Raw genomic sequence first — 20171 nt, 5'->3', positions numbered from 1 at the left:
CGGGGCGGCTCCCTGCGGAAATAAAATCGATCAGGGCTGTTCTCGGCGAGCACGTGAAACCGTCCGACTTCATGCCGTCGAAGGTGAGCTCGTCGATGCCGATCGTTCAGGTGAAGAAACTCTCGCTCATCCCAGCGTCACCGGCAGCACCGCCTCACGCAGATCGATGTATTCCGACGCGCCTGCCCATTTTCCACTTGGAAATTACGCTAGTGAGGCAGGTCGGTGTCATCGGAATTCGGCTGGGCTGACGGGTCTTGGGCTCGCTGGACTGCATCCTCCGCATATCCGGCGTTTGCGACAGTGAAATGAAGCAGCAACGAATTTCAGGGCGGGGAGCTTGCGGGTTCGAAGCGCCCTGGCGCAGAGCGGCCGCTGCGGCCATGCACGCGAGGCGGAGCGGAGCCGGGCTTCTTCCACCCGTATGACTAAACCGATGAGTCTCGGCGGGCCGTCTCGCATCAGCCGCGAACGCCTTCCCAGGAGGAAGACCTGCCGCGGAAATGCGTCCCGGATCCGGCGGGACTTTGAAGCGGTTTCAGTTGGTGCCGCCGCCGCCGGTATTGCCGATCGGCTTCTGGTTCTGCTCGGCATTGCCTGCCGCACCGGAATTGTTCGAGATCGTCCCGGCCCCGGTAGGGCCGCGCGACATCGAGCCGATGGAGCCGGGGCCGCCATTGTCGATACCGCCGGGCTTCTCCACCGGAGCGGACGAGGTCCCTGGCGGTGTCAGGCTCGGGGGACCGGGCTGGCGGATCTCCGCCGGCGCGTTGCCGCTCTGGGCCAGGGCGGCAGCGGACAGGGGCAATGCCAGGATCGCGACGATGAGCATCTTCATGGTGATTCCTCCCGAGCGCCGTCAGGGCGCGTCCCGCCGGTCCAACCGGGGTTGCGGCGGTGAGATTCACGGGGCCGATGCGAGACGCCCGACCTCCGCCAGCACGGCGCTGCGCTCGTCGCCGGAGGCCTGCGAGCCGGTGTAATAGGCGGCGACCAGGATGGGTGGCCGCTCGGGCGGCCACAGAACAGCGACATCGTTGGTCGTGCCGTCATCGCCCGATCCGGTCTTGTCGCCGACCCGCCACTGCGCCGGGACGCCAGCCCGCAGGCGCTTGGCACCGGTGGTGCTGGCCAGAAGCCATGCGGCAAGCTGCGCCCGGGACGCGGCCGAGAGGGCGCTTCCGAGAACCAGGGAGCCGAGGGTGTCGAGCATCGCCAGGGGCGTGGTGGTGTCGCGCGGATCGCCGGGAAGCGCCTCGTTGAGGGCCGTCTCCCGCCGGTCGAGCCGGGTCGAGCCGTCGCCGAGGCTGCGCAGGTAGGCGGTGAGCCCGGACGGGCCTCCGAGGCTGTCGAGCATCAGGTTGCCGGCGGTGTTGTCGCTGCGCGTCACGGCGGCCTCGCAGATCTCGGCCATGGTCAGCCCGCTCCCGTCGGCATGACGCTCTGTGACCGGCGAGTAGGTGACGAGGTCGCCGCGGCCATAGACGACGCGGCGGGCAAGCTTCTCGCGGCCCTCGTCGACGCGCGCGAGGATGGCGCCCGCGGCGAGGACTTTGAATGTGCTGCACAGGGGAAAGCGTTCGCTCCCGCGATAAGCTAGCCGCGTAATCCCCGACGTATCCTGGATGGCGACGCCGAGTCGCCCGCCATGCCGGCCTTCGAGTTCGGCGCAGGCGCGCTGGACGGCGGCGCCCCGGTCCCCCACCGCCCAGGACGGGGATCGAAGGGCCAGCGGTGCCAGCGAGGCAGTCAGGACGGCTCGGCGTGAGATCATGGGCCTTTCCTTGCAGGTTGGCCGGTCATTCGCCCGAACCCGGCATCGCCTTGCGCAGGAGGTAGGTGTCCATGATCCAGCCGTGACGGGACCGCGCCTCGGCTCGCGCTCGGCCGAGGGCCTCGGCGACGTCGCCGAGGCGGCCCGAAACCAGCATCTCATCGGGCGAGCCGAGATAGGCGCCCCAGTGGATCTCGAGATCCGGATCCAGGGTGGCGAAGGGCGGATTGCCGTCGAGCATCACCACGACCGTCTCCTCACCCTGCGGCAGTCCCCCGGCGAGTTGTCGCCCCGTCGTGATCCGCACCGGCGCGCCGATGCGGTTGAGGGCGACGCGGTGGGAGGCGGCGAGCACCTGCACGCTGCTGATCCCGGCGATCACCCGGAACCCGAAGGCGATCCGACCGCGGGCAACGATCCGGTCGACGATCCGGATCGTGCTGTCGTAGAGGGAGGGGTCCCCCCAGACGAGGATTGCGCCGCACTGGTCCTCGCCGAGCTCGCTGGCGAACAGCCCTTCGTAGAGTTCGGCGCGGGCGCCATGCCAGGCCTCGACGGTGGCGCCGTAATCGGCAGGGTTGCGGTCGCGCTCGGGGTCCTGCGCCTCGACGATGCGATAGGGCCGCTCGGTGATGTAGCGCTCGCAGATCTCGCGGCGCAGGCGCACGAGGGCATCCTTCTCCTGGCCCTTGTCGAGGACGAAGACGACGTCCACCGTGTTGAGCGCCCTGATCGCCTGCACCGTGACGTGCTCGGGGTCGCCGGTGCCGATGCCGATGACGAGGATCTGTCTCATGCGCTCTCCGGCCCGATGCTGCTGCATCTCGGGTGGGGTGTTTGGCTGCAGCCGCGCACCAGGGTCAACTCTGTTCCGAGATCGCTCCGCGCCGCCACTGGTCGCCCGGCGAGGTTGAGCTATCTGGAACGGCTCCAGACACGCCGTCGTCACGTCGGCGGCCGTCATCGGTCGTGAGCCTGTCCATCATGAGCATTCCGATCACGCTGACCGTCAACGGCGTCCCGCGCCACGTCGTCATCGAGGACGCGCGGGTGACGCTCCTCGACCTGTTGCGCGAGCGTCTCGACCTCACCGGCGCCAAGAAGGGCTGCGACCGCGGTCAGTGCGGCGCCTGCACCATCCTGGTCGACGGCGTGCGCTTGAATTCCTGCCTCGCCCTGGCCGTGAGCCATGACGGCGCCAGCCTCGTCACCATCGAGGGGCTGGCTAAGGGCGACGTGCTGCACCCGGTCCAGGCCGCCTTCCTCGACCATGACGGGTTCCAATGCGGCTTCTGCACGCCGGGCCAGATCCTCAGCGCGGTGGGGCTGATCGAGGAGGGCTGCGATGGCGATCCCGAGCGGGTGCGCGAGGGCATGAGCGGCAATCTCTGCCGCTGCGGCGCCTATGCGGGCATCACCGATGCCGTGCTCCAGGCCCATGCGGCGATGAACGCGCCGGACGTCCTGCCCGGCGGAAACCTGACGGAGGATGCGGCGTGAGGCCCTTCGATTACGTCCGCGCATCGTCGCTCGCCGAGGCCGTGGCGGCGGGGGCAAGCCCCGATACCGCCTATCTCGCCGCCGGCACCAACCTCGTCGACCTGATGAAGGGCGGGATCTCGCGGCCCGGCCGCGTCGTCGACATCACCCGGCTCCCCGGTCTCGACCGGATCGAGACGCTGCCGGACGGATCGACCCGCATCGGCGCGCTGGTGCGCAACAGCGCGATCGCCCGGGATGCGTCCTTCGTCGCGCTTTATCCGGCAGTGGCCGAGGCTCTGTTGTCCGGGGCCTCGGCGCAGCTGCGGAATGCCGCCACGGCAGCCGGAAACGTCCTCCAGCGAACCCGCTGCCAGTATTTCTACGACACGGCGAGCGCCTGCAACAAACGCGAGCCCGGCGCCGGATGCGAGGCGAGGGGAGGGGTGACCCGCGGTCACGCGATCCTCGGCTGGAGCGAGCACTGCATCGCGACCAACCCCTCCGATTTCTGCGTGCCGCTCGCGGCCCTCGGCGCGGTTGTCGAGATCGAGGGGCCGTCCGGCCGCCGCGAGGTCGCCTTCGAGGAGTTTCACCTCCTTCCCGGCGAGACGCCCGAGCGCGAGACCGTGCTGCAGCCGGGCGAACTCGTCGTCGCCCTGCGCCTGCCGCCGGAGGCCGCAGGCTTTGCCGCCCATTCCCGCTACCTCAAGGTCCGCGAGCGCACCTCCTACGCCTTCGCGGTCGTCTCCGCGGCGGTGGGCCTTCGGATGGATGGCGGAACCATCGCCGAGGCGCGGATCGCGCTCGGCAGCGTCGCCCTGAAGCCCTGGCGCGCGAAGGCCGCAGAGGCGGTCCTCCTCGGCAGGGCGCCGGACCAGGAGGCTTTCCGGGCCGCCGCCGAAGCGGCCCTGGCCGATGCCCGGCCCTCCGGCGACAACGCCTTCAAGATCGAGCTCGCCCGCCGCATCGTGGTCCGGGCGCTGACCCAAGCGGCCGCGGGTACGCCCGCTCGCCTGCCGGCCCTGCCGGCCAGCCCCTTCGCCGTAGCCGCTGGAGACGCCGTCCATGCCTGAGACCGTCAGCTTCGCGCACCAGCGCCACGGCAGCTCCATCGGCCAGCCGATCACCCGCCGCGACGGACCCGACAAGGTCACGGGCGCCGCCCGCTACACCGCCGATGTCAGGCCTGAGGGCCTGCTGCACGCGGTGATGGCGGTGAGCACCATCGCCAAGGGCCGCGTCGCTCATCTCGACGTCGCGGCGGCCGAAGGTCACCCCGGCGTCGTCGCCGTGATGACGCCGAAGAACGCGCCGACGCTCGCCAAATCGCCGGACGAGAAGGACAACCCCTTCGCCTTTCGCCTCGACCTCCTGCAGGGCGACCACGTCCGCTACGCGGGCCAGCCGATCGCTGTGGTGATCGCCGAGACCCTGGAAGCGGCGACCGAGGGCGCGGCCCTGCTGGCGCCCCGCTACGTGAGCGAGACGCCCGTGATCGCCCTGGGCGAGGGCGACCTCCTCACGCCCCCGGCCGTGGGAGCCGGATCGCCCACCTCGGAAGGCACCGGCGACCTGGAAGACGGCCTCGCGGTGGCCGATTCCCGCCTCACCGCCACCTACGAGACGGCGGCGCAGTACCACAACGCCCTGGAGCCCCATTCCAGCGTGGCCGAGTGGGACGGCGACCGTCTGACCCTCTACACCCCGAGCCAGGCGCTCTGGATCGCCAAGGCCCGTCTCGCCGGCTTCTTCGGCATCCCGCCCGAGAATATCCGCGTCATCTGCCACTATCTCGGCGGCGGCTTCGGCTCGAAGGGCTTCCTGAGCCCGCCGCAGATCCTCGGCGTCATGGCGTCCAAGCTGGTGGGCCGTCCGGTGAAGCTGGTGACGCGCCGCGAGCAGATGTTCGGCCCCGTCGGCCACCGCGCGCCGACCCGGCAGACGCTGACGCTGGGCGCGACCCGCGACGGGGCGCTCACGGCGTTCGGCCACCACACCCTGACCCAGACGAGCTCCTACGACGATTTCTACGAGGCCTGCGGTCTCATCGCCCGCCACCTCTACGCCTCGCCGGCGATCTCCACGACGCATGAGGGGACGCGGGCCGATATCGGCACCCCGATCTTCATGCGGGCTCCGGGCGAGGCGCCGGGCAGCGTCGCGGTGGAGAGCGCCCTCGACGAGCTCGCCCTCGAACTCGATCTCGACCCACTGGAGCTGCGCCTCAAGAACTACGCCGAGGTCGAGCCGATCACCGGCCGCCCGTTCTCGTCCAAGGCCCTGCGGGAGTGCTACGCGCAAGGGGCGGAGCGCTTCGGCTGGGCCAAGCGCCCCAAGGCGCCGCGCCAGTTGCGCGATGCAGACGGGCTCCTGATCGGCTGGGGAATGGGCACGGCGACCTATCCGGCCGGCATGATGCAGGGCGAGGCGCGGGCGACGATCCATGCCGACGGGACCGCGCTCATCGAGACCTCGGCCCAGGATATGGGCCAGGGCTCGTGGACGGTGCTCGCCCAGATCGGCGCCGACGGGCTCGGCCTTCCCGCCGAGCGGGTCACCCTGCGCATCGGCGATACCGACCTTCCCAATGGCGGTCTTGCCGGCGGCTCCACCGGCACCGCGACCGGCGGCATGGCGGTGCACAACGCGGCATCGAGCGCCATCGCCGGACTCGCCGGCCTTGCCACCAACGATCCCGCCTCGCCGCTCTACGGCGCCGGCAATGCCGGCGTGACTGCGCGGGACGGACGCCTCGTCCGAAACGACGACCCGACCCGCTCGGAGAGCTTCGGCGAGATCCTGGCGCGGGCCGGCCGGTCTTCGATCGAGGCAAAGGGCCAGGGTGCGGGCGAGCCGGCCTCGCGAAAAGCCTACGCGATGCACGCTCACGGGGCGGTCTATGCCGAGGTGAAGGTCGATCCCGATCTCGGTCAGATCCGGGTGACGCGCCTCGTCGGCGCCTTCGCGGCTGGACGGGTGATCAACCCGCGCCTCGTGCGCAGCCAGTATTACGGCGGCATGATCTGGGGCGTCTCGCTCGCGCTGCACGAGCACGCCGTCCACGACCTGCGCTCCGGCCGGATCATGAACGCCAATCTCGCCGAGTACCACGTGCCGGTGAATGCGGACATTCCCTCGGTCGAGGCGATCCTCGTGGAGGAGCACGACCCGCACGTGAACCCGCTCGGCATCAAGGGGGTCGGCGAGATCGGCATCACAGGCACGGCCGGAGCCATCGCCAACGCGGTCTGGCACGCCACCGGCGTACGAGTGCGCGAGATCCCCATCACCCTCGACAAGCTGCTCGGTTGAGAGAGCAGGGCGTTCAGGGATCGCGGTAGGCCCGGCCGTTCTCGGCCGTCGCCGGCGTCTCGACGTAGCGGCCGTCGAGGGGAACCGCGATGGCATCGAAATCCTCGGCGAGCCGATGCAGGGCGCTGCGCATTTCCGGCCCCTGCAAGGGCCGCCCGTGACCCGTGATCACGCGCTCGGGGTCGAGCCCCGCAAGGACTTGGACAGAGCGTCGCGCGGCGTCCCAGTCGATCGTCAGGTATTTCGGCGGCCCGTGGATCTCGGGCTCGTAGGTCGCGGCCGCATAGGCCGATTCCTGAGCCGTGGTGACGAAGGCGTCGCCGACGATCAGCGTGCGGTCGGACCCGCGGAAGAAAGAGACGTGCCCGACCGAATGGCCGGGGGTGTGGATCCAGCGCCAGCCCGGCATCGGCGGCACGCTGCCGTCGGCGGGAAGAATCCGCAGGCGCGCCGACACGTCGACCGGCTTCGTCGGGTAGAGCGGCGAGAGCCGGGCCATGGCGCCGCCGCCGACGCTCGGATCGGGCTGCGGGTAGGAGGCGCTGCCGTCGAGGTAGGGTCGCTCCAGTTCGTGCGCGTAGACGGGCACGTCCCATTCCGCGGCGAGATCCTCCAGAACGCCGACATGGTCGAAATGGCCGTGGGTCAGGACGATGGCGCTCGGGCGGGCGCCCTCGCCGAAGCGCGCCGCGGCCGCGTTCTTGATCAGCGGCCTCGTCCCGACGACGAGGCCGGCATCGACGAGGACCCAGCCGCGGTCGCCGGCGCCGGGCGGCCCGACGAACACCACGTTGACGAACCCGAGGCGCCGATAGGCGACGTCATGCGTGATCTCGTGCGTGCCGTCATCGCCCGATTCCGGATCGTCGGCACGCGCCTCGCCGCTGATGGGGATCTGCTGAGCCATGGAGAGCGCGCCTGTGTGAGGAGGGCCTCGTGCGGTCCGTTCTGCCGCCAACTCGACTCCGCCGACCGGTGTTCCTGGCATGGGAAAGGCTCCGCCCCGACCCTAAACCGTCCAGCAGGGCAGGGTGGAGACCGCGACATGAGATGGATCCTGCAGCCATTTCGGGCTCCTGGATCGTTGGTCGCACGGATTCGAGCCGGCCGCACCCTGGCGGTTTTCGACCCTGCCTCCGGTGGAGTGCGATCCGCGCGGTCCTGTACGCGGACATTCGGCCTGACGCGTCAGGTCCGCCGAGACGATCTGACGGCGAGCGAGGTCAGTACGAGGAGGGCTGCGCCGCCCAGAAGGACACCTCCGGTCCGGCTCAAGTGCCGTGCGGAGGAAGCGCCTTTGCGCTCCCGCCAACCACCACTCACGCGTGGCGTGTCCTTCGATGGAGCCCGTAGGGCCCCGTCGTTTCTCTCGGCAGGCTCCGCACGGTTTAGGGCGCGGGTTATCGCGGCACCCATGATGTGCTCGGTCGGTCCCGGCGCCAGCGAAAAGGCGATCTGCGCCAACCGAGCCGGCCACCCGACTGCGACCTCGTCACGCGGATGCCTCGTGAGCCGGACGAAGGTCTCGGCGACATCTTCCGGCGCGTAGACGAGGGGCCCGGTGTCGATCTGGCGGTCCGAGACATTTGCGCCGTGTTCCAGCCCGGGCGTGTCGATCATCGCCGGGAAGACGGAGCAGACGTGGATGCGAGGATGCCGCCGCAGCTCCTGCCGCAGGCTCGCCGTGAAGCCGCGAAGGCCGAACTTGCTCGCGGTGTAGGCTGCCGCGAAGGGCGCCGGCGCCCAGCCGCCGAGGGAGATGTTCGTGATGAGCGTTCCGTGTCCCTGACGTAGGAAGATGGGCAGCACGGCATAGGCTCCGTACATCCCCCCGAGGAGGTTGAGCTCGACGGTGCGGCGATGCAGGTCGAGGGGGGCGTCCTGATAAGGACCGAACACCCCGCTGCCCGCGTTGTTGATCCAGACGTCGATACCGCCGAAAGCGGCCTGGGCGGCCTCGGCCAGCCTGAACACGGCCTCTGGGTCGGTCGCGTCGGTGGGCACCGCCAGGGCCTTCGCACCCAAACCGCGGCATTCCCAGGCGAGGTCGTCGAGTGCATCGGCCCGGCGCGCCGCGAGGGTGACGAACGCGCCGCGGCGGGCGAAGGCGAGGGCAGCCGCGCGGCCGATGCCGCTGGACGCACCCGTGATGACGACGGACGAAGCACGCAAATCCTGCATCGTTCGTCCTTTTCCTCGTCAGCGCCCGACCTGACGGTGCAGAGACACGATCAGCGCGTCGAGAAAATCCTCTGCCTCCGGCTTCAGGGCGATCTGGTCCGCGGTCGCGCTGGCGAGGCCGCGCTGCTCCAGCTCGGCAAGTCCCTCGGCGTCCGCTTCGTGGCCGTGGCCGTCGCGCCGAACCACGGTCGCGACCCGTTGCCCGCTGACGAGCCGGTAGTAGGCGGCGAATATGAGGATCGACAGGGCCTTGTCCGAAAGGCCCTCAGTACTCGCCGCCATATCTGTGCGCCCCGGATGGTCTCAATTCGCGGATCGTACGTCCACCGTCTGAGCGAGCAACCAGGGCTGAGGGGGCATGTTCCCCGCGTCGTGGCTGCGAAGGCGGGCGCAGGCATGGACGACGCTCGAGATGCGTCCACCACGTTTCATGACCCGCTGCGCAGCCGACCTGATCGAACTGCTCAGGCATATGCGGGAGGAACAGCGCGTCCCACTGACCTGTTAGGGCAGCAGATCCCGGGAGTGAAACGCATGGTCGACGTCGCACAGATCAAGGAGCATGCCGAGGTGATCGGCTCGGATGGGGTGCATGTCGGAACGGTCGATCATGTCGACAACGGCGAGATCAAACTGACGAAGAAGGATCCGGCAGCCGGAGGCCTTCACCATTTCATCCCGGTCGACTTCGTCCGATCCGTCGATGGCAATACGGTTCATCTCGACCGGGCTGCCGAGGAAGTCATGCGCGAGTGGTCGACCTCCTGAGAGCCGGTAGAGCTCGCGCACCGGTCGGTCCGCAGGGTTCGGCGCTCACGCTATCGCTCAGCACGCAGGCTCTTGATGAAGCGCCGAGCGATGTCCCGTACAGCCTCGTCGTCTCGGGCATCACCATGGGCCTTGTCCCAGAGATGGTCGAGGCTGCCGTCGAGCTCATCGAGGAGCTCGGGATGTCGCTGAGCGACAAAGCGGATCGTGCCGAAGAGCAGATGCTCGATCGCCATCTCGCGGCGGCGAGCGTCGATGATCCGGTCGGAGTCGGTGGAGGGCGTCTGTTCGGTCATGGGTGATCAACAGTTCCCGCCCCGCCCCGGTTTCTGAGATCGTGGGAATCGAATGCCGCATCCCACGTTTCGCGGGGTTGTAAGGCGAAGACGGCAGCATCCTGGCTCAACCGCTCCAGTGTGGCGCGAGATCGAGCGGAGCGGATCGGATCGCGACGCGTTGGGACTTCGACCCCAAAGCTCAGGATGACCGTCATGCAGATGAACCGACTCGCCGAGACCGAAGCGGCTCTCGCCTATACGGACCGGGCATGGCGCTCCGAGATCATGCGTCGTTACGGTCCCGATGGTGTCCTCCATTTCGGCTACAGCCAGGAGGGTCGCGGCGAGGACGGCACGCCGATGCGTCGAGCCTACGAGGCCCGCAGAACCGCCGTCGCGTTGTGGAGGCACGAGCGGCGGATCGGAAGCCGATAGCTGGGCTAGGGGTGCGCGGTCGGGAGCGGGGCGGATCTGGAGACTGAACTCCCGACCGGATCGATACACCGACGGGGGGCGCCCGGAGCGCGACTTATCGGGGTGCGGACCGGAGACGCTCTCGACGATACGCGGCGTTGATGCTGACCACCGCCGGGCTCCCATCCGCGCCTGCGGCCTGCACGGCCCCGGCGGCGTCCTCAAACGGGCGGGGCCGACTGGCTCGCCAGCCGGCCTCCGTTCGGCGGGATACTACTCTGCCGCAACCTGCGTTGTCCTCACAGCCTCGACCCGAGCGGCGCAGAACTTGAACTCCGGGATCTTGCCGAGAGGATCGAGCGCCGGGTTGGTCAGAAGGTTCGCTGCGGCCTCCGCGTAGCAGAACGGCATGAAGATCATGCCGACCGGCACATCGCGATCGGATCGGACCTTGAGCTCGACCGCACCACGCCTGGTCTCCAGGCGCATGGTGTCGCCAGGCTCCAGGCCGAGCCGGTAGAGCTCGCGCGGCGCCATGAAAGCCACCGCTTCGGGTTCGAGGGCGTCGAGCACGCCTGACCGCCTCGTCATCGAACCGGTGTGCCAGTGCTCCAGCACGCGGCCTGTGGACAGCACCATCGGGAACTCGGTGTCCGGCACCTCGTCCGGCGGCACGATGTTGGCCGGCACGATCTTGGCGCGACCCGTCGCCGTGGGGAAGCCCGCGTAGAAGATGATCTCGTTGCCAGGCTTGTCCGGAGCATCGACCGGGTAGGTCACCGCTCCCTCGCGTTCCAGCCGCTCCCAGGTGATGTTCTTCAGGGACGGCATCACCTGCGCCATCTCGGTGAAGATATCGGCCGGACCGGTGTAGTTCCAGTCGAGCCCAAGGCGCCGGGCCAACTCCTGAAGGATCCACCAATCCTGGCGGGCATCACCGGGCGGCGGGACCACGGGCTTGGCGATCTGAACGCGCCGGTCGGTGTTCGTGAAGCTGCCCGCTTTCTCGGCGAAGGCCGAAGCCGGCAGGACGACGTCAGCGTGGAAGGCGGTCTCGGTCAGGAACAGATCCTGCACGACGAGGTGGTCGAGCATGGCCAGCGCATGACGGGCATGGTTGAGGTCGGGGTCCGACATCGCCGAGTTCTCGCCCTCGACGAACATGCCCTTGATCTCGCCCGCATGGATGGTGCGCATGATCTCGACGACCGTGAGGCCGTTCTTCGGGTCCAGGGACTGGCCCCAGAACGTCTCGAAGAGATCGCGGACGGTCTCGTTCTCCACCGACTGGTAGTCGGGGTAGACCATCGGGATCAGGCCGGCATCGGAGGCGCCCTGGACGTTGTTCTGACCGCGCAGCGGGTGCAGACCCGTGCCCGGACGGCCGATCTGTCCCGTGGTGAGGGCGAGCGCGATCAGGCACCGCGAGTTATCGGTGCCGTGGACGTGCTGGCTGACGCCCATGCCCCAGAAGATGATGGAGGCGCGCGAGCGGGCGTAGAGCCGGGCGACCTCGCGCAGGGTCTCCGCGTCGATGCCGCAGACGGGCGCCATCTTCTCGGGCGTGAACTCGACGATACGCTCCTTCAGCTCCTCGAAGTTCTCGGTGTACCCGGCGATGTACTGCTCGTCGTAAAGCCTTTCGGTCACGATGACATTGAGCATCGCGTTGAGCATCGCGACGTCCGAGCCCGGCCGGAAGGCGAGGTGCTTGTAGGCGTGCCGCGACAGGACCTGGCGGCGCGGATCCATGATGATCAGCTTGGCGCCGCGCTCCTTGACCGCATTCTTGATGAAGGTCGCGGCCACCGGGTGGTTCACCGTCGGGTTGGCGCCAATGATGACGATGACCTCGGCGTCGAGCGCCGCCGAGAACGGCGCCGAGACGGCACCGGAATTCAGGCCCTCCATCAGGGCCGCCACCGAGGAGGCGTGGCAGAGTCTGGTGCAATGGTCGACGTTGTTCGAGCCGAAGCCGAGGCGCACCAGCTTCTGGAAGAGATAGGCCTCCTCGTTCGAGCCCTTGGCCGAGCCGAAGCCCGCCAGCGCCTTGCGGCCGACGGTGTCGCGGATGTGCTTCAGTCCGCCCGCGGCGCGCTCCAGCGCCTCCTCCCAGGTCGCCTCGCGGAAATGGGTCCAGGGATTGGCCGGATCGACCTGGTCGTTGGCGTCCTTGCCGACATTGTCGAGGCGGATCAGGGGCTTGGTCAGCCGGTGGGGGTGGTGGACGTAGTCGAAGCCGAAGCGTCCCTTCACGCAGAGGCGGTTCTGGTTGGCCGGGCCGTCACGCCCCTCGGCGTAGACGATCTTGTCGTCCTTGACCTTGTAGGAGACCTGGCAGCCGACGCCGCAATAGGGGCAGAGCGAATCCACCTCGCGGTCGGGGTAGACGGTGCGGGTCTGGCTGTCGTCGAGGTAGGCCGCCGGCATCAGTGCGCCGGTCGGGCAGGCCTGGACGCACTCGCCGCAGGCAACACAGGTCGACTGGCCCATCGGGTCGTCGAAGTCGAACACGGGCTTGGTACCGGCCGAGCGGTAGGCCATGCCGATGACGTCGTTGACCTGGACTTCGCGACAGGCGCGGACGCAGAGATTGCACTGGATGCAGGCATCGAGGTTCACCCGCATGGCCGGGTGGCTCCAGTCGCCCTCCCAGCGCTCGGCGGCCGGGAAGCGGCTCTCGGCGACCTCGACGTGATCGGCCTGAACCCAGAAGTGCGAGGTCGGATCGTGCGAGATCTCGCGGGCCGGCTGATCCGCGACGAGGAGCTCCATCACCATGGCGCGGGCCTTGGTCGCCCGCTCCGAGGCCGACTTCACCTTCATGCCAACGCCCGGCACCCGCTTGCACGAGGCCGCGAGCACGCGCTCGCCCTCGATCTCGACCATGCATGCCCGGCAATTGCCGTCCGGCCGATATCCGGGCGCGGGCTTGTGGCAGAGATGCGGGATGTGCGTGCCGAGACGCTGGGCGACCGCCCAGATGGTCTCGCCGGGCGCAGCTTCGACCTGCTGCCCGTCGAACTCGAAGATCACGCCCGGAATGCCGGCGGGCATCTCCTTGAGGCCGAAGGTGCCACTCGGGGCCGATCCTGCCTGCCCGCCGGATTTCGCGCCCTGCGAATAGGTGCTGCCGGCCGCCGGGTTGGCGTCGGTCGAGGGGCCGCCCGCATCCTGCGGGCCGGTCGAGGTGGTGGCGTGGGCTCCGGTGAGACCGGAATTCTGGGTGCCGCTGCTCATGGTTCCGCTCCAGGGATGGCGCAGGAAAATCGGGGTACGGGCGGCCCGCCGGGGACCGCCAGCGCAGGACCGCTACTCGGCCGCAAGTCTCTGCGGCGACGGGAAGAGATCCGGAAAATACTTGATCACGGTGGTGAGCGGGTTCGAAGCGGCTTGACCGAGGCCGCAGATCGACGCGTCACGCATGCACTGGGACAGCTCGCTAAGGAGCTCCGTGTCCCAGACATCGTTCTCCATCATCACGCGGGCCTTCTGCGTGCCGGAGCGACAGGGCGTGCACTGCCCGCAGGATTCGTCCTCGAAAAACCGCATCAGGTTCAGGGCCGCGCCTTTCACGTCGTCCTTGTCCGAGAGGACGATGACGGCCGCCGAGCCGATGAAGCAGCCGTATTTCTCGAGCGTGCCGAAATCGAGCGGGATGTCGTCCATCGACGCGGGAAGGATGCCGCCGGATGCGCCCCCGGGCAGGTAGGCCGCGAAGGTATGCCCGTCGCTGATCCCGCCGCAATACTCCTCGATGAGTTCGCGGATGGTGAGGCCGGCAGGGGCGAGCTTCACGCCCGGCTCCTTCACCCGCCCCGACACCGAGTAGGAGCGAAGACCGACCCGGCCGTTGCGGCCGTGGCTCTTCCACCACTCGGCACCCTTCTCGATGAGGTCCCTGACCCAGAACAGGGTCTCGACGTTGTTGATCAGGGTCGGACGGTTGAACAGGCCGACCTGGAAGGGGAAGGGCGGCTTGTGCCGTGGAAGACCGCGCTTGCCTTCAAGCGATTCGATCAGCGAGGATTCCTCGCCGCAGATATAGGCTCCGGCGCCGCGACGCAGGTGGATGCGCGGCCCGCCGGGCGGCAGCTTCGCGATCTCGCGTGCCAGGATCTCGCGCGAGATCGGGTATTCGTCGCGCAGGTAGATGTAGACGTCCGGCGCCTCGACCACGTGCGCGCCGATCAGCGTGCCCTCCAGGAAGCGGTGCGGATCGGTGTTGAGGTAGAGCTGATCCTTGAAGGTGCCGGGCTCGCCCTCGTCGCCGTTGACGGCCATCAGCCGGGGGCCGGGCTCGCCGCGCACCGAGCGCCACTTGCGCCCCGTGGGGAAGCCGGCTCCGCCAAGTCCACGCAGGCCGCCATCGTCGAGCACCTGCAGAATGGCGTCGATGGTGAGTTCGCCGGAACGCAACCGGTCGAGGACGGCATAGCCGCCGCCCGCGCGATAGGCGTCGTAATCCGGATAGACCGGCACGTGGGCATGGGTGTCGCCGGCCGCGACCGCCGCCTGCACGCTGGCGACGTCGGCCCGGTGCAGGAAGTTATGACCGACCTCGACGGCGGGGGCGTGATCGCACAGGCCGACGCAAGGCGCGCGGACGACGCGCACGCCGCGTCCGAGGGTCTCTCGAAGGGCCTCCAGCAGCGGCTCGGCGCCGAACATGGCGCAGGTCAGGCTGTCGCAGACCCGCACCGTGAGGGCGGGAAGGCTCGCTTCGCCATCCTTGAGGACATCGAAATGCGCATAGAACGTCGCCGTCTCGAAGACTTCAGCGAAAGCGAGGTCCATCTCGTCGGCAAGTGCCGCAAGATGAGCGGCACTGATCTGGCCATAGGTGTCCTGGATCAGGTGCAGATGCTCGATGAGCAGGTCGCGCTGCCGCGATTGGCTGCCGAGCAAGGTCTCGATCTCGACCTTCGCGCTCGGATCGACCTGCCTGCCCTTGGGAACCGGCCGCGCTCGAGTCTTCCCCTTGCCAGGGTGCTCGAAGCGGCGGACCACACCTGTCTCGTGCTCGCTCATGCCCTCACCTTATTTTCTGGCATACAAAATGCCACAATAGGCTTTCTCCTCAAATAGCACGATCTGGGCCCATACCTGCAAAAAATGCAGCCCTCATTGGCCGCCATAAGCGCGCAGAGGGCGGCCGGCTTCCGAGCGATGCCGGAAAGTGATCGTTCCGTCATCGGACGGGGCTTCGATTCTTGGTCCCACGACCGCGCCGAGATCGAGTTCGAAGGTATCCAAAGTCTGGTTAATTCTCTCCACCGCCTTCTCGTCGAGATGGCCGACTGGGAGATGATCCAGGCCGATCTTGTTCAATGCGGCTCGGAGGGTTTCGAGCAGTTCATCCGTCAATGGCGGCGTGGCCTCTGCCGCATAACCGCTCGCAATGGGGTCGATCCAACTCTGAGGTGAGGTGGTTTCGATGTGAGCCATCATCGCGTCTCCCTTTTCTTGATGCGTCCTACGTTAACGCACATCGGGCGACTTCAGGCGCATTGGTGATCGCACGTTTGATATCGGAGACAGCGCCGAAGGCTCTCACTATCTTGCGCGTCGAGCCTGTCGACGGCGCGGGGAGCAATGCTCACTCCGGTATGGTTCATGGGAACCGAAAATCTGCGACGGCATGCTGGAGCCTTCGGTCTCCGATATGGTCGGCCTCAGGGTGAGGAGCGGACGGTTGACCAAGGCCGCAAGGTGCCTTATGCGGACCCCTCTATCAGAAGCGTTCGTGAAACTTCTGGCCCGATCTGAGGAATTCTTGCAGGAACTGCAGGGTCTTCATAGGGGTAGTTGGGGGATAGTTTAACGGTAGAACAGTGGACTCTGACTCCTCTAGTCGAGGTTCGAATCCTCGTCCCCCAGCCAAATATTCAGCCCGCTTAGTTCTGGACTAGGCGGGTTTTTCGTTTCGACTCTGCACCTCACAGACTTGTAGAAGGTCGCATCGGCTGCGGTTTTTTTTGTGATCGTTGACGATCGAAGCCCGGCACGGCCGTGCAACCACCTGTACTGCATAGGTTGGCACGCACTTGACGCGACTTGGCCAGCGCTTTGGCACTCGAATCGTCCATTGACGATTGGATGTAGGGGCGTTCGCGCCATGCTTCCGGAGTATTCCCATCAGCCTTGGATCTCGGTCAGCCTCTCGTTCGATCGAAGCGGGACGATAATCGAGCCGCAATCGAAGGGAAGAGCGCAGTGCGAGCATTCCGACCGGTAAGGCGAAGCCGCAAGCATTGTGCTAGAATGGCAGCGCTGATGATGACACGCGAAAAAGGAACGGGCATGCGCGCACTCCTGCTCGGAGCGTGTCTTGGTTTGGTGTCAACCGGCGCTTTTGCTGCCTGCACCTGCGCTTGCGTGGAGGGTCAGGCTGTCAGCGCCTGTTCGAGTCCGACCGACATGGCGATCGTCTGTCAGCGCATTTGCCTGCCGTCGGTACTCCCTCCAGGAAGTCCCAAGCCGGCCATCAATCTTGGAGAGAGCGCCGACAGCTTCCAGGAGCGAGGCAATCGCCGCGAGATCTTCATCGGGGGTCAAGAGGCCCGATGACTGGATTCGTCGCCATCGCGGACAGACGCTAGCCGCCAGTCAGCGCGAGCAATGGGAGTGTCACTCAGATCAATGACCCTGCGTAGCCCGTCGATCCGTATGTTATCGAGCGGGCCGGATGACACGCGGGCATCAAGGGCGCTCACGGGCGCTGACATCGTGATCGGCGGCCGAACTCCCCTCGAGGAACGCACGACAAAGCCAGCCGCGAGGCTGGCATTGCATGCCCCCTCGGGTGCGCTTTACTCGGCGGCCGTCATCGCGGGTGTGAAGTGGCCGCACCAATCCGAGGCGCCGACGACCGGCCAGAGGCCGTGATCCTGAGGACCCGGCTGGCTAACCGGCGGGTTGAAGCGGCAGAGGCCCTCGTCGCCATGAGCGGCCGCCCCGTTGACCTTGTGCTCGTCGTAGAATCTGCAGCTCTCACACTTCACGTCAGCCATGTTCGCTCTCCTGATCGGATCGACGGCCAGACCGCCGCTACATCCGAATTAGACCAGTTCTAATCTGTCGGGTCAACAGCGGAGTCGCCGACGGGTTCCGCCTTGCGGTTTCGCCGAGTGGTCCAAGACGGCTGTGGAACGGGGCGGCAGGTCCGACCGGCCGTTACGGCAGGCCCGGCGTCAGACCCTCCCTCTCCAGCGCGCTCTGCCCGCGCATGGCCGCGAGGGCTCCCGCTGCAGAGCCGGCGTAGCGTTCGATGAGGCGGCGCTTGAGACCCAGGGCCGCGAAGGCCGCCTTCGGAGCGTTCACCGCGAGCATGCGCGGGGAGGGGTCGGCCAATCCGTACTTGCGGGAGACATAGGCCCGCGACCAGGCCTGATGCCAGCGCGTGCGGAAGACCCGCCCCGGCTCCGGGGCGGAGGAGCGCCCGCGCCCATGGACCGCCTCGGCGGCCTGGACGTGGATGAGAGCGCGGCCGGTCTCGGCGATGCGCCGGCAGAGGTCGTCGTCCTCGTAGAACAGGAAGATGTTCGGGTCGAACCCCCCGAGACCGAGGAACAGCTCGCGCTCCACCATCAGGCAGGCGCCCGACAGGAACGGTGCGCAGGCATCGCCCTCCGGCAGCGAGCGGATGCCTCCAGGATTGGTGAGGTAGGGCGCCAGGAGCGAGCGCGGCTGATAGAAGACCCGCCCATCCGGCTCCACGAGGCGCGGAGCGAAGAGGCCGGCATCGGAATAGGCCCTCGCCGCGGCGAGCAGCGCGTCGGCGGCGCCGGCCTTCAGGATCACGTCGGGATTGAGGATCAGGACGTGCCGCGCCCGTGCCGCCGCCCTGACGCCGATGGTGTTGGCCCGGCCATAGCCCTCGTTGCGGGCGTTGCGCAGGACCTCGGCGCCGGCCGCCTCGGCGATCCTCACCGAGCAGTCGCGGCTCGCGTTGTCGACGACGATCGCCGGCACGTGCTCGGCCGCGAGGGCGGCCAAGCAGGCGGGCAGCGCGTCCGCGCTGTCATGGGCGACGACGACCGCGACGAGACTTGGCACGATCGTCCGCCCGAAGCTGTCAGCCCTGCTTTTCGGGCAGGTTCAGGCGGATATGGAGTTCCCGCAGCTGCTTGGGCGTCGCCTCGGCGGGAGCGCCCATCATCAGGTCCTCGGCGCGCTGGTTCATCGGGAACAGCACCACCTCGCGCAGGTTCTGCTCGCCGCAGAGCAGCATGACGATGCGGTCGATGCCCGGCGCGATGCCGCCATGCGGCGGGGCGCCGAGCTTGAGGGCATTCAGCATGCCGCCGAACTTCTCCTCCAGCACCTCGACGCCGTAGCCGGCGATGCCGAAGGCCTTCTCCATCACGTCGGGGCGATGGTTGCGGATCGCGCCGGAGGACAGCTCGGTGCCGTTGCAGACGATGTCGTACTGGAACGCCTTGATGCCGAGGATCTTTTCCGATTCGCTCGGGTCGAGGGCAAGAAACTCCTCCCGGTCGAAGTTCGGCATCGAGAAAGGGTTGTGCGAGAAGTCGATCCGCTTCTCGTCTTCGTTCCACTCGTACATCGGGAAGTCGGTGATCCAGCAGAAGGCGAACTGGTCCTTATCCGACAAGCCGAGTTCGTCGCCGATGCGAATTCGGGCCTTGCCGGCGAGGCCTGCGGCCTTGGCTTCGGTGCCGGCGGAGAAGAACACCGCGTCGCCTGCCTTCGTGCCGGTCTTGGCGGCGATCATCGCCTGGATCTCGGCCGGGATGAACTTGGCGATCGGTCCCTTGCCGGTGAGCGTGCCACCTTCGTCCTCGAAGACGATGTAGCCGAGGCCCGGCGCTCCTTCGGATCGCGCCCACTCATTGAGCTTGTCGAAGAAGGAACGGGACTGAGCCCCAGCGCCCGTCGCCGGGATCGCCCGCACCACGCCGCCGGACTTGATCACGCCCTTGAACGCCTTGAACTCGACCTCGTCGCGAGCGAATTCCTCGGTCACGTCGGCGATGACGAGCGGATTGCGAAGGTCCGGCTTGTCGACGCCGTATTTGAGCATCGCCTCGGCATAGGGAATGCGCGGGAAGGTGCCGGTGACGCGCTTACCCTCGGCGAATTCCTCGAACACGCCGCGCAGGACCGGCTCGACGGCCTGGAACACGTCCTCCTGCGTGACGAAGCTCATCTCGATGTCGAGCTGGTAGAACTCACCGGGGCTGCGGTCCGCCCGTGCATCCTCGTCGCGAAAGCATGGAGCGATCTGGAAATATCGGTCGAAGCCCGCGATCATCGTGAGCTGCTTGAACTGCTGCGGCGCCTGCGGCAGCGCGTAGAACTTTCCGGGATGGACGCGGGACGGCACCAGGTAGTCGCGCGCGCCCTCCGGCGAGGAGGCGGTCAGGATCGGCGTCTGGAATTCGAAGAAGCCACCCTCGCGCATGCGCCGGCGCAGGCTGTCGATGATCGCGCCGCGCTTCATGATGTTGGCGTGCAGCTTCTCGCGGCGCAGGTCGAGGAAGCGATACTTGAGGCGGGTTTCCTCGGGGTATTCCTGGTCGCCGAAGACCGGAACCGGCAGCTCGCCGGCCGGCCCGAGCACTTCGAGCTCGTCGATATAGACCTCGATCGTGCCGGTCGGCAGGTCCGGGTTCTCGGTGCCGGCGGGCCGGGTCCGAACCCGGCCGTCGATGCGGATCACCCACTCGGATCGGGCGATGTCGGCCGCCTTGAAGGCCTTCGAGTCGGAATCGACCACGCATTGCGTCAGGCCGTAATGGTCGCGCAGGTCGATGAAGAGCACGCCGCCATGGTCGCGGATGCGGTGGCACCAGCCGGAAAGGCGGATGGTCTGACCGACGTCGGACGGGCGGAGCGCCCCGCAGGTGTGGGTTCGATAACGGTGCATGACGGGCTCTTGGGATTGAGCGGCGCACCATTCACGCGAGGGGGGCGAAGTCAAGACAAGGGGTCGAAAC

The 20171-nt window shown here is 67.6% G+C and carries 18 protein-coding genes and 1 tRNA gene; 6 read left to right on the top strand and 13 right to left on the bottom strand.

Annotation, left to right across the window (positions count from 1 at the left end; genetic code table 11):
* Positions 1-538: 538 nt before the first annotated feature.
* The 3 genes from K2Y56_RS06300 to cobF all read right to left on the bottom strand — a co-directional run bounded on the left by K2Y56_RS06300 (position 539) and on the right by cobF (position 2570).
* Positions 539-838: a hypothetical protein gene (locus tag K2Y56_RS06300; RefSeq protein WP_292506192.1), complete on the bottom strand. Its 300-nt coding sequence runs from the start codon at positions 836-838 to the stop codon at positions 539-541.
* A gap of 66 nt (positions 839-904) precedes the next feature.
* A complete protein-coding gene (gene bla / locus K2Y56_RS06295) occupies positions 905-1774 on the bottom strand; it encodes a class A beta-lactamase (RefSeq protein ID WP_292506190.1) in 870 nt (289 codons plus the stop codon).
* A 25-nt stretch (positions 1775-1799) separates the two neighbouring features.
* Positions 1800-2570: a precorrin-6A synthase (deacetylating) gene (cobF, locus tag K2Y56_RS06290; protein ID WP_292506188.1), complete on the bottom strand. Its 771-nt coding sequence runs from the start codon at positions 2568-2570 to the stop codon at positions 1800-1802.
* Positions 2571-2758: 188 nt separating this feature from the next.
* Here cobF and K2Y56_RS06285 point away from each other — a divergent pair, with 188 nt between their 5' ends.
* Genes K2Y56_RS06285 through K2Y56_RS06275 form a run of 3 tightly spaced genes read left to right on the top strand, consistent with a single transcriptional unit; the run spans position 2759 to position 6568 of the window.
* Complete coding sequence (locus K2Y56_RS06285; RefSeq protein ID WP_292506186.1) at positions 2759-3274, top strand: (2Fe-2S)-binding protein; 516 nt, start codon at positions 2759-2761, stop codon at positions 3272-3274.
* On the top strand, positions 3271-4329 hold the full coding sequence (locus K2Y56_RS06280) for a xanthine dehydrogenase family protein subunit M (protein ID WP_292506185.1): 1059 nt from the start codon (positions 3271-3273) through the stop codon (positions 4327-4329). The genes K2Y56_RS06285 and K2Y56_RS06280 overlap by 4 nt, the downstream gene beginning before the upstream one ends.
* Positions 4322-6568 carry a xanthine dehydrogenase family protein molybdopterin-binding subunit gene (locus K2Y56_RS06275; protein WP_292506183.1) on the top strand — a complete coding sequence of 749 codons (2247 nt, stop codon included), beginning with the start codon at positions 4322-4324 and terminating at the stop codon, positions 6566-6568. Before K2Y56_RS06280 ends, K2Y56_RS06275 begins: the two co-directional genes overlap by 8 nt.
* A 13-nt stretch (positions 6569-6581) precedes the next feature.
* Here the strand turns inward: K2Y56_RS06275 and K2Y56_RS06270 are convergent, their stop codons facing one another.
* The 3 genes from K2Y56_RS06270 to K2Y56_RS06260 all read right to left on the bottom strand — a co-directional run bounded on the left by K2Y56_RS06270 (position 6582) and on the right by K2Y56_RS06260 (position 9031).
* Positions 6582-7475, bottom strand: coding sequence for an MBL fold metallo-hydrolase (locus K2Y56_RS06270; RefSeq protein ID WP_292506181.1), 894 nt, complete (start codon positions 7473-7475; stop codon positions 6582-6584).
* 281 nt (positions 7476-7756) lie between these two features.
* Complete coding sequence (locus K2Y56_RS06265) at positions 7757-8749, bottom strand: SDR family oxidoreductase (protein ID WP_292506179.1); 993 nt, start codon at positions 8747-8749, stop codon at positions 7757-7759.
* A gap of 18 nt (positions 8750-8767) precedes the next feature.
* Positions 8768-9031, bottom strand: coding sequence for a hypothetical protein (locus K2Y56_RS06260; protein WP_292506177.1), 264 nt, complete (start codon positions 9029-9031; stop codon positions 8768-8770).
* A gap of 252 nt (positions 9032-9283) precedes the next feature.
* Between K2Y56_RS06260 and K2Y56_RS06255 the strand changes: the two genes are divergently transcribed.
* The gene (locus K2Y56_RS06255; RefSeq protein WP_292506175.1) at positions 9284-9517 is read left to right on the top strand and encodes a DUF2171 domain-containing protein; all 234 of its coding nucleotides are present in this window, start codon (positions 9284-9286) and stop codon (positions 9515-9517) included.
* Positions 9518-9567: 50 nt separating this feature from the next.
* On the opposite strand, the gene K2Y56_RS06250 is transcribed toward K2Y56_RS06255, so the two are convergent.
* A complete protein-coding gene (locus K2Y56_RS06250) occupies positions 9568-9813 on the bottom strand; it encodes a hypothetical protein (protein WP_292506173.1) in 246 nt (81 codons plus the stop codon).
* Positions 9814-10008: 195 nt separating this feature from the next.
* On the opposite strand from K2Y56_RS06250, the gene K2Y56_RS06245 reads away from it, so the two are divergent.
* Positions 10009-10230 (top strand): hypothetical protein, encoded by a 222-nt coding sequence (locus K2Y56_RS06245; RefSeq protein ID WP_292506171.1) that lies wholly within the window; start codon positions 10009-10011, stop codon positions 10228-10230.
* A 252-nt stretch (positions 10231-10482) separates the two neighbouring features.
* On the opposite strand, the gene fdhF is transcribed toward K2Y56_RS06245, so the two are convergent.
* The 3 genes from fdhF to K2Y56_RS06230 form a co-directional block, all read right to left on the bottom strand.
* Positions 10483-13254 carry a formate dehydrogenase subunit alpha gene (gene fdhF, locus K2Y56_RS06240; protein ID WP_292506335.1) on the bottom strand — a complete coding sequence of 924 codons (2772 nt, stop codon included), beginning with the start codon at positions 13252-13254 and terminating at the stop codon, positions 10483-10485.
* A 267-nt stretch (positions 13255-13521) separates the two neighbouring features.
* Positions 13522-15240, bottom strand: a complete 1719-nt coding sequence (locus K2Y56_RS06235) for an NAD(P)H-dependent oxidoreductase subunit E (RefSeq protein WP_292506169.1) — start codon at positions 15238-15240, stop codon at positions 13522-13524.
* 93 nt (positions 15241-15333) lie between these two features.
* Complete coding sequence (locus K2Y56_RS06230; RefSeq protein WP_292506167.1) at positions 15334-15660, bottom strand: hypothetical protein; 327 nt, start codon at positions 15658-15660, stop codon at positions 15334-15336.
* A gap of 358 nt (positions 15661-16018) precedes the next feature.
* Here K2Y56_RS06230 and K2Y56_RS06225 point away from each other — a divergent pair.
* Positions 16019-16092: transfer RNA gene (locus K2Y56_RS06225), tRNA-Gln, on the top strand.
* Between the two features lie 929 nt (positions 16093-17021).
* On the opposite strand, the gene K2Y56_RS06220 is transcribed toward K2Y56_RS06225, so the two are convergent.
* The 3 genes from K2Y56_RS06220 to aspS all read right to left on the bottom strand — a co-directional run bounded on the left by K2Y56_RS06220 (position 17022) and on the right by aspS (position 20101).
* Positions 17022-17222, bottom strand: coding sequence for a hypothetical protein (locus K2Y56_RS06220; protein WP_292506165.1), 201 nt, complete (start codon positions 17220-17222; stop codon positions 17022-17024).
* Between the two features lie 163 nt (positions 17223-17385).
* Positions 17386-18267, bottom strand: a complete 882-nt coding sequence (locus K2Y56_RS06215; protein WP_292506163.1) for a glycosyltransferase — start codon at positions 18265-18267, stop codon at positions 17386-17388.
* 19 nt (positions 18268-18286) lie between these two features.
* Positions 18287-20101, bottom strand: a complete 1815-nt coding sequence (gene aspS / locus K2Y56_RS06210; RefSeq protein ID WP_292506161.1) for an aspartate--tRNA ligase — start codon at positions 20099-20101, stop codon at positions 18287-18289.
* Positions 20102-20171 lie beyond the last annotated feature (70 nt).

It is taken from the genome of Methylobacterium sp., assembly GCF_019745455.1.
Taxonomy (GTDB): domain Bacteria; phylum Pseudomonadota; class Alphaproteobacteria; order Rhizobiales; family Beijerinckiaceae; genus Methylobacterium.
This window is presented reverse-complemented; position numbering and strand designations above follow the sequence as displayed.

Excerpts from the sequence above, each read along its gene's own strand:
- K2Y56_RS06300 (WP_292506192.1), bottom strand. The coding sequence starts at position 838 with ATGAAGATGCTCATCGTCGCGATCCTGGCATTGCCCCTGTCCGCTGCC.
- bla (WP_292506190.1), bottom strand. The coding sequence starts at position 1,774 with ATGATCTCACGCCGAGCCGTCCTGACTGCCTCGCTGGCACCGCTGGCC.
- cobF (WP_292506188.1), bottom strand. The coding sequence starts at position 2,570 with ATGAGACAGATCCTCGTCATCGGCATCGGCACCGGCGACCCCGAGCAC.
- K2Y56_RS06285 (WP_292506186.1), top strand. The coding sequence starts at position 2,759 with ATGAGCATTCCGATCACGCTGACCGTCAACGGCGTCCCGCGCCACGTC.
- K2Y56_RS06275 (WP_292506183.1), top strand. The coding sequence starts at position 4,322 with ATGCCTGAGACCGTCAGCTTCGCGCACCAGCGCCACGGCAGCTCCATC.
- K2Y56_RS06270 (WP_292506181.1), bottom strand. The coding sequence starts at position 7,475 with ATGGCTCAGCAGATCCCCATCAGCGGCGAGGCGCGTGCCGACGATCCG.
- K2Y56_RS06265 (WP_292506179.1), bottom strand. The coding sequence starts at position 8,749 with ATGCAGGATTTGCGTGCTTCGTCCGTCGTCATCACGGGTGCGTCCAGC.
- K2Y56_RS06260 (WP_292506177.1), bottom strand. The coding sequence starts at position 9,031 with ATGGCGGCGAGTACTGAGGGCCTTTCGGACAAGGCCCTGTCGATCCTC.
- K2Y56_RS06255 (WP_292506175.1), top strand. The coding sequence starts at position 9,284 with ATGGTCGACGTCGCACAGATCAAGGAGCATGCCGAGGTGATCGGCTCG.
- K2Y56_RS06250 (WP_292506173.1), bottom strand. The coding sequence starts at position 9,813 with ATGACCGAACAGACGCCCTCCACCGACTCCGACCGGATCATCGACGCT.
- K2Y56_RS06245 (WP_292506171.1), top strand. The coding sequence starts at position 10,009 with ATGCAGATGAACCGACTCGCCGAGACCGAAGCGGCTCTCGCCTATACG.
- K2Y56_RS06235 (WP_292506169.1), bottom strand. The coding sequence starts at position 15,240 with ATGAGCGAGCACGAGACAGGTGTGGTCCGCCGCTTCGAGCACCCTGGC.
- K2Y56_RS06230 (WP_292506167.1), bottom strand. The coding sequence starts at position 15,660 with ATGATGGCTCACATCGAAACCACCTCACCTCAGAGTTGGATCGACCCC.
- K2Y56_RS06220 (WP_292506165.1), bottom strand. The coding sequence starts at position 17,222 with ATGGCTGACGTGAAGTGTGAGAGCTGCAGATTCTACGACGAGCACAAG.
- aspS (WP_292506161.1), bottom strand. The coding sequence starts at position 20,101 with ATGCACCGTTATCGAACCCACACCTGCGGGGCGCTCCGCCCGTCCGAC.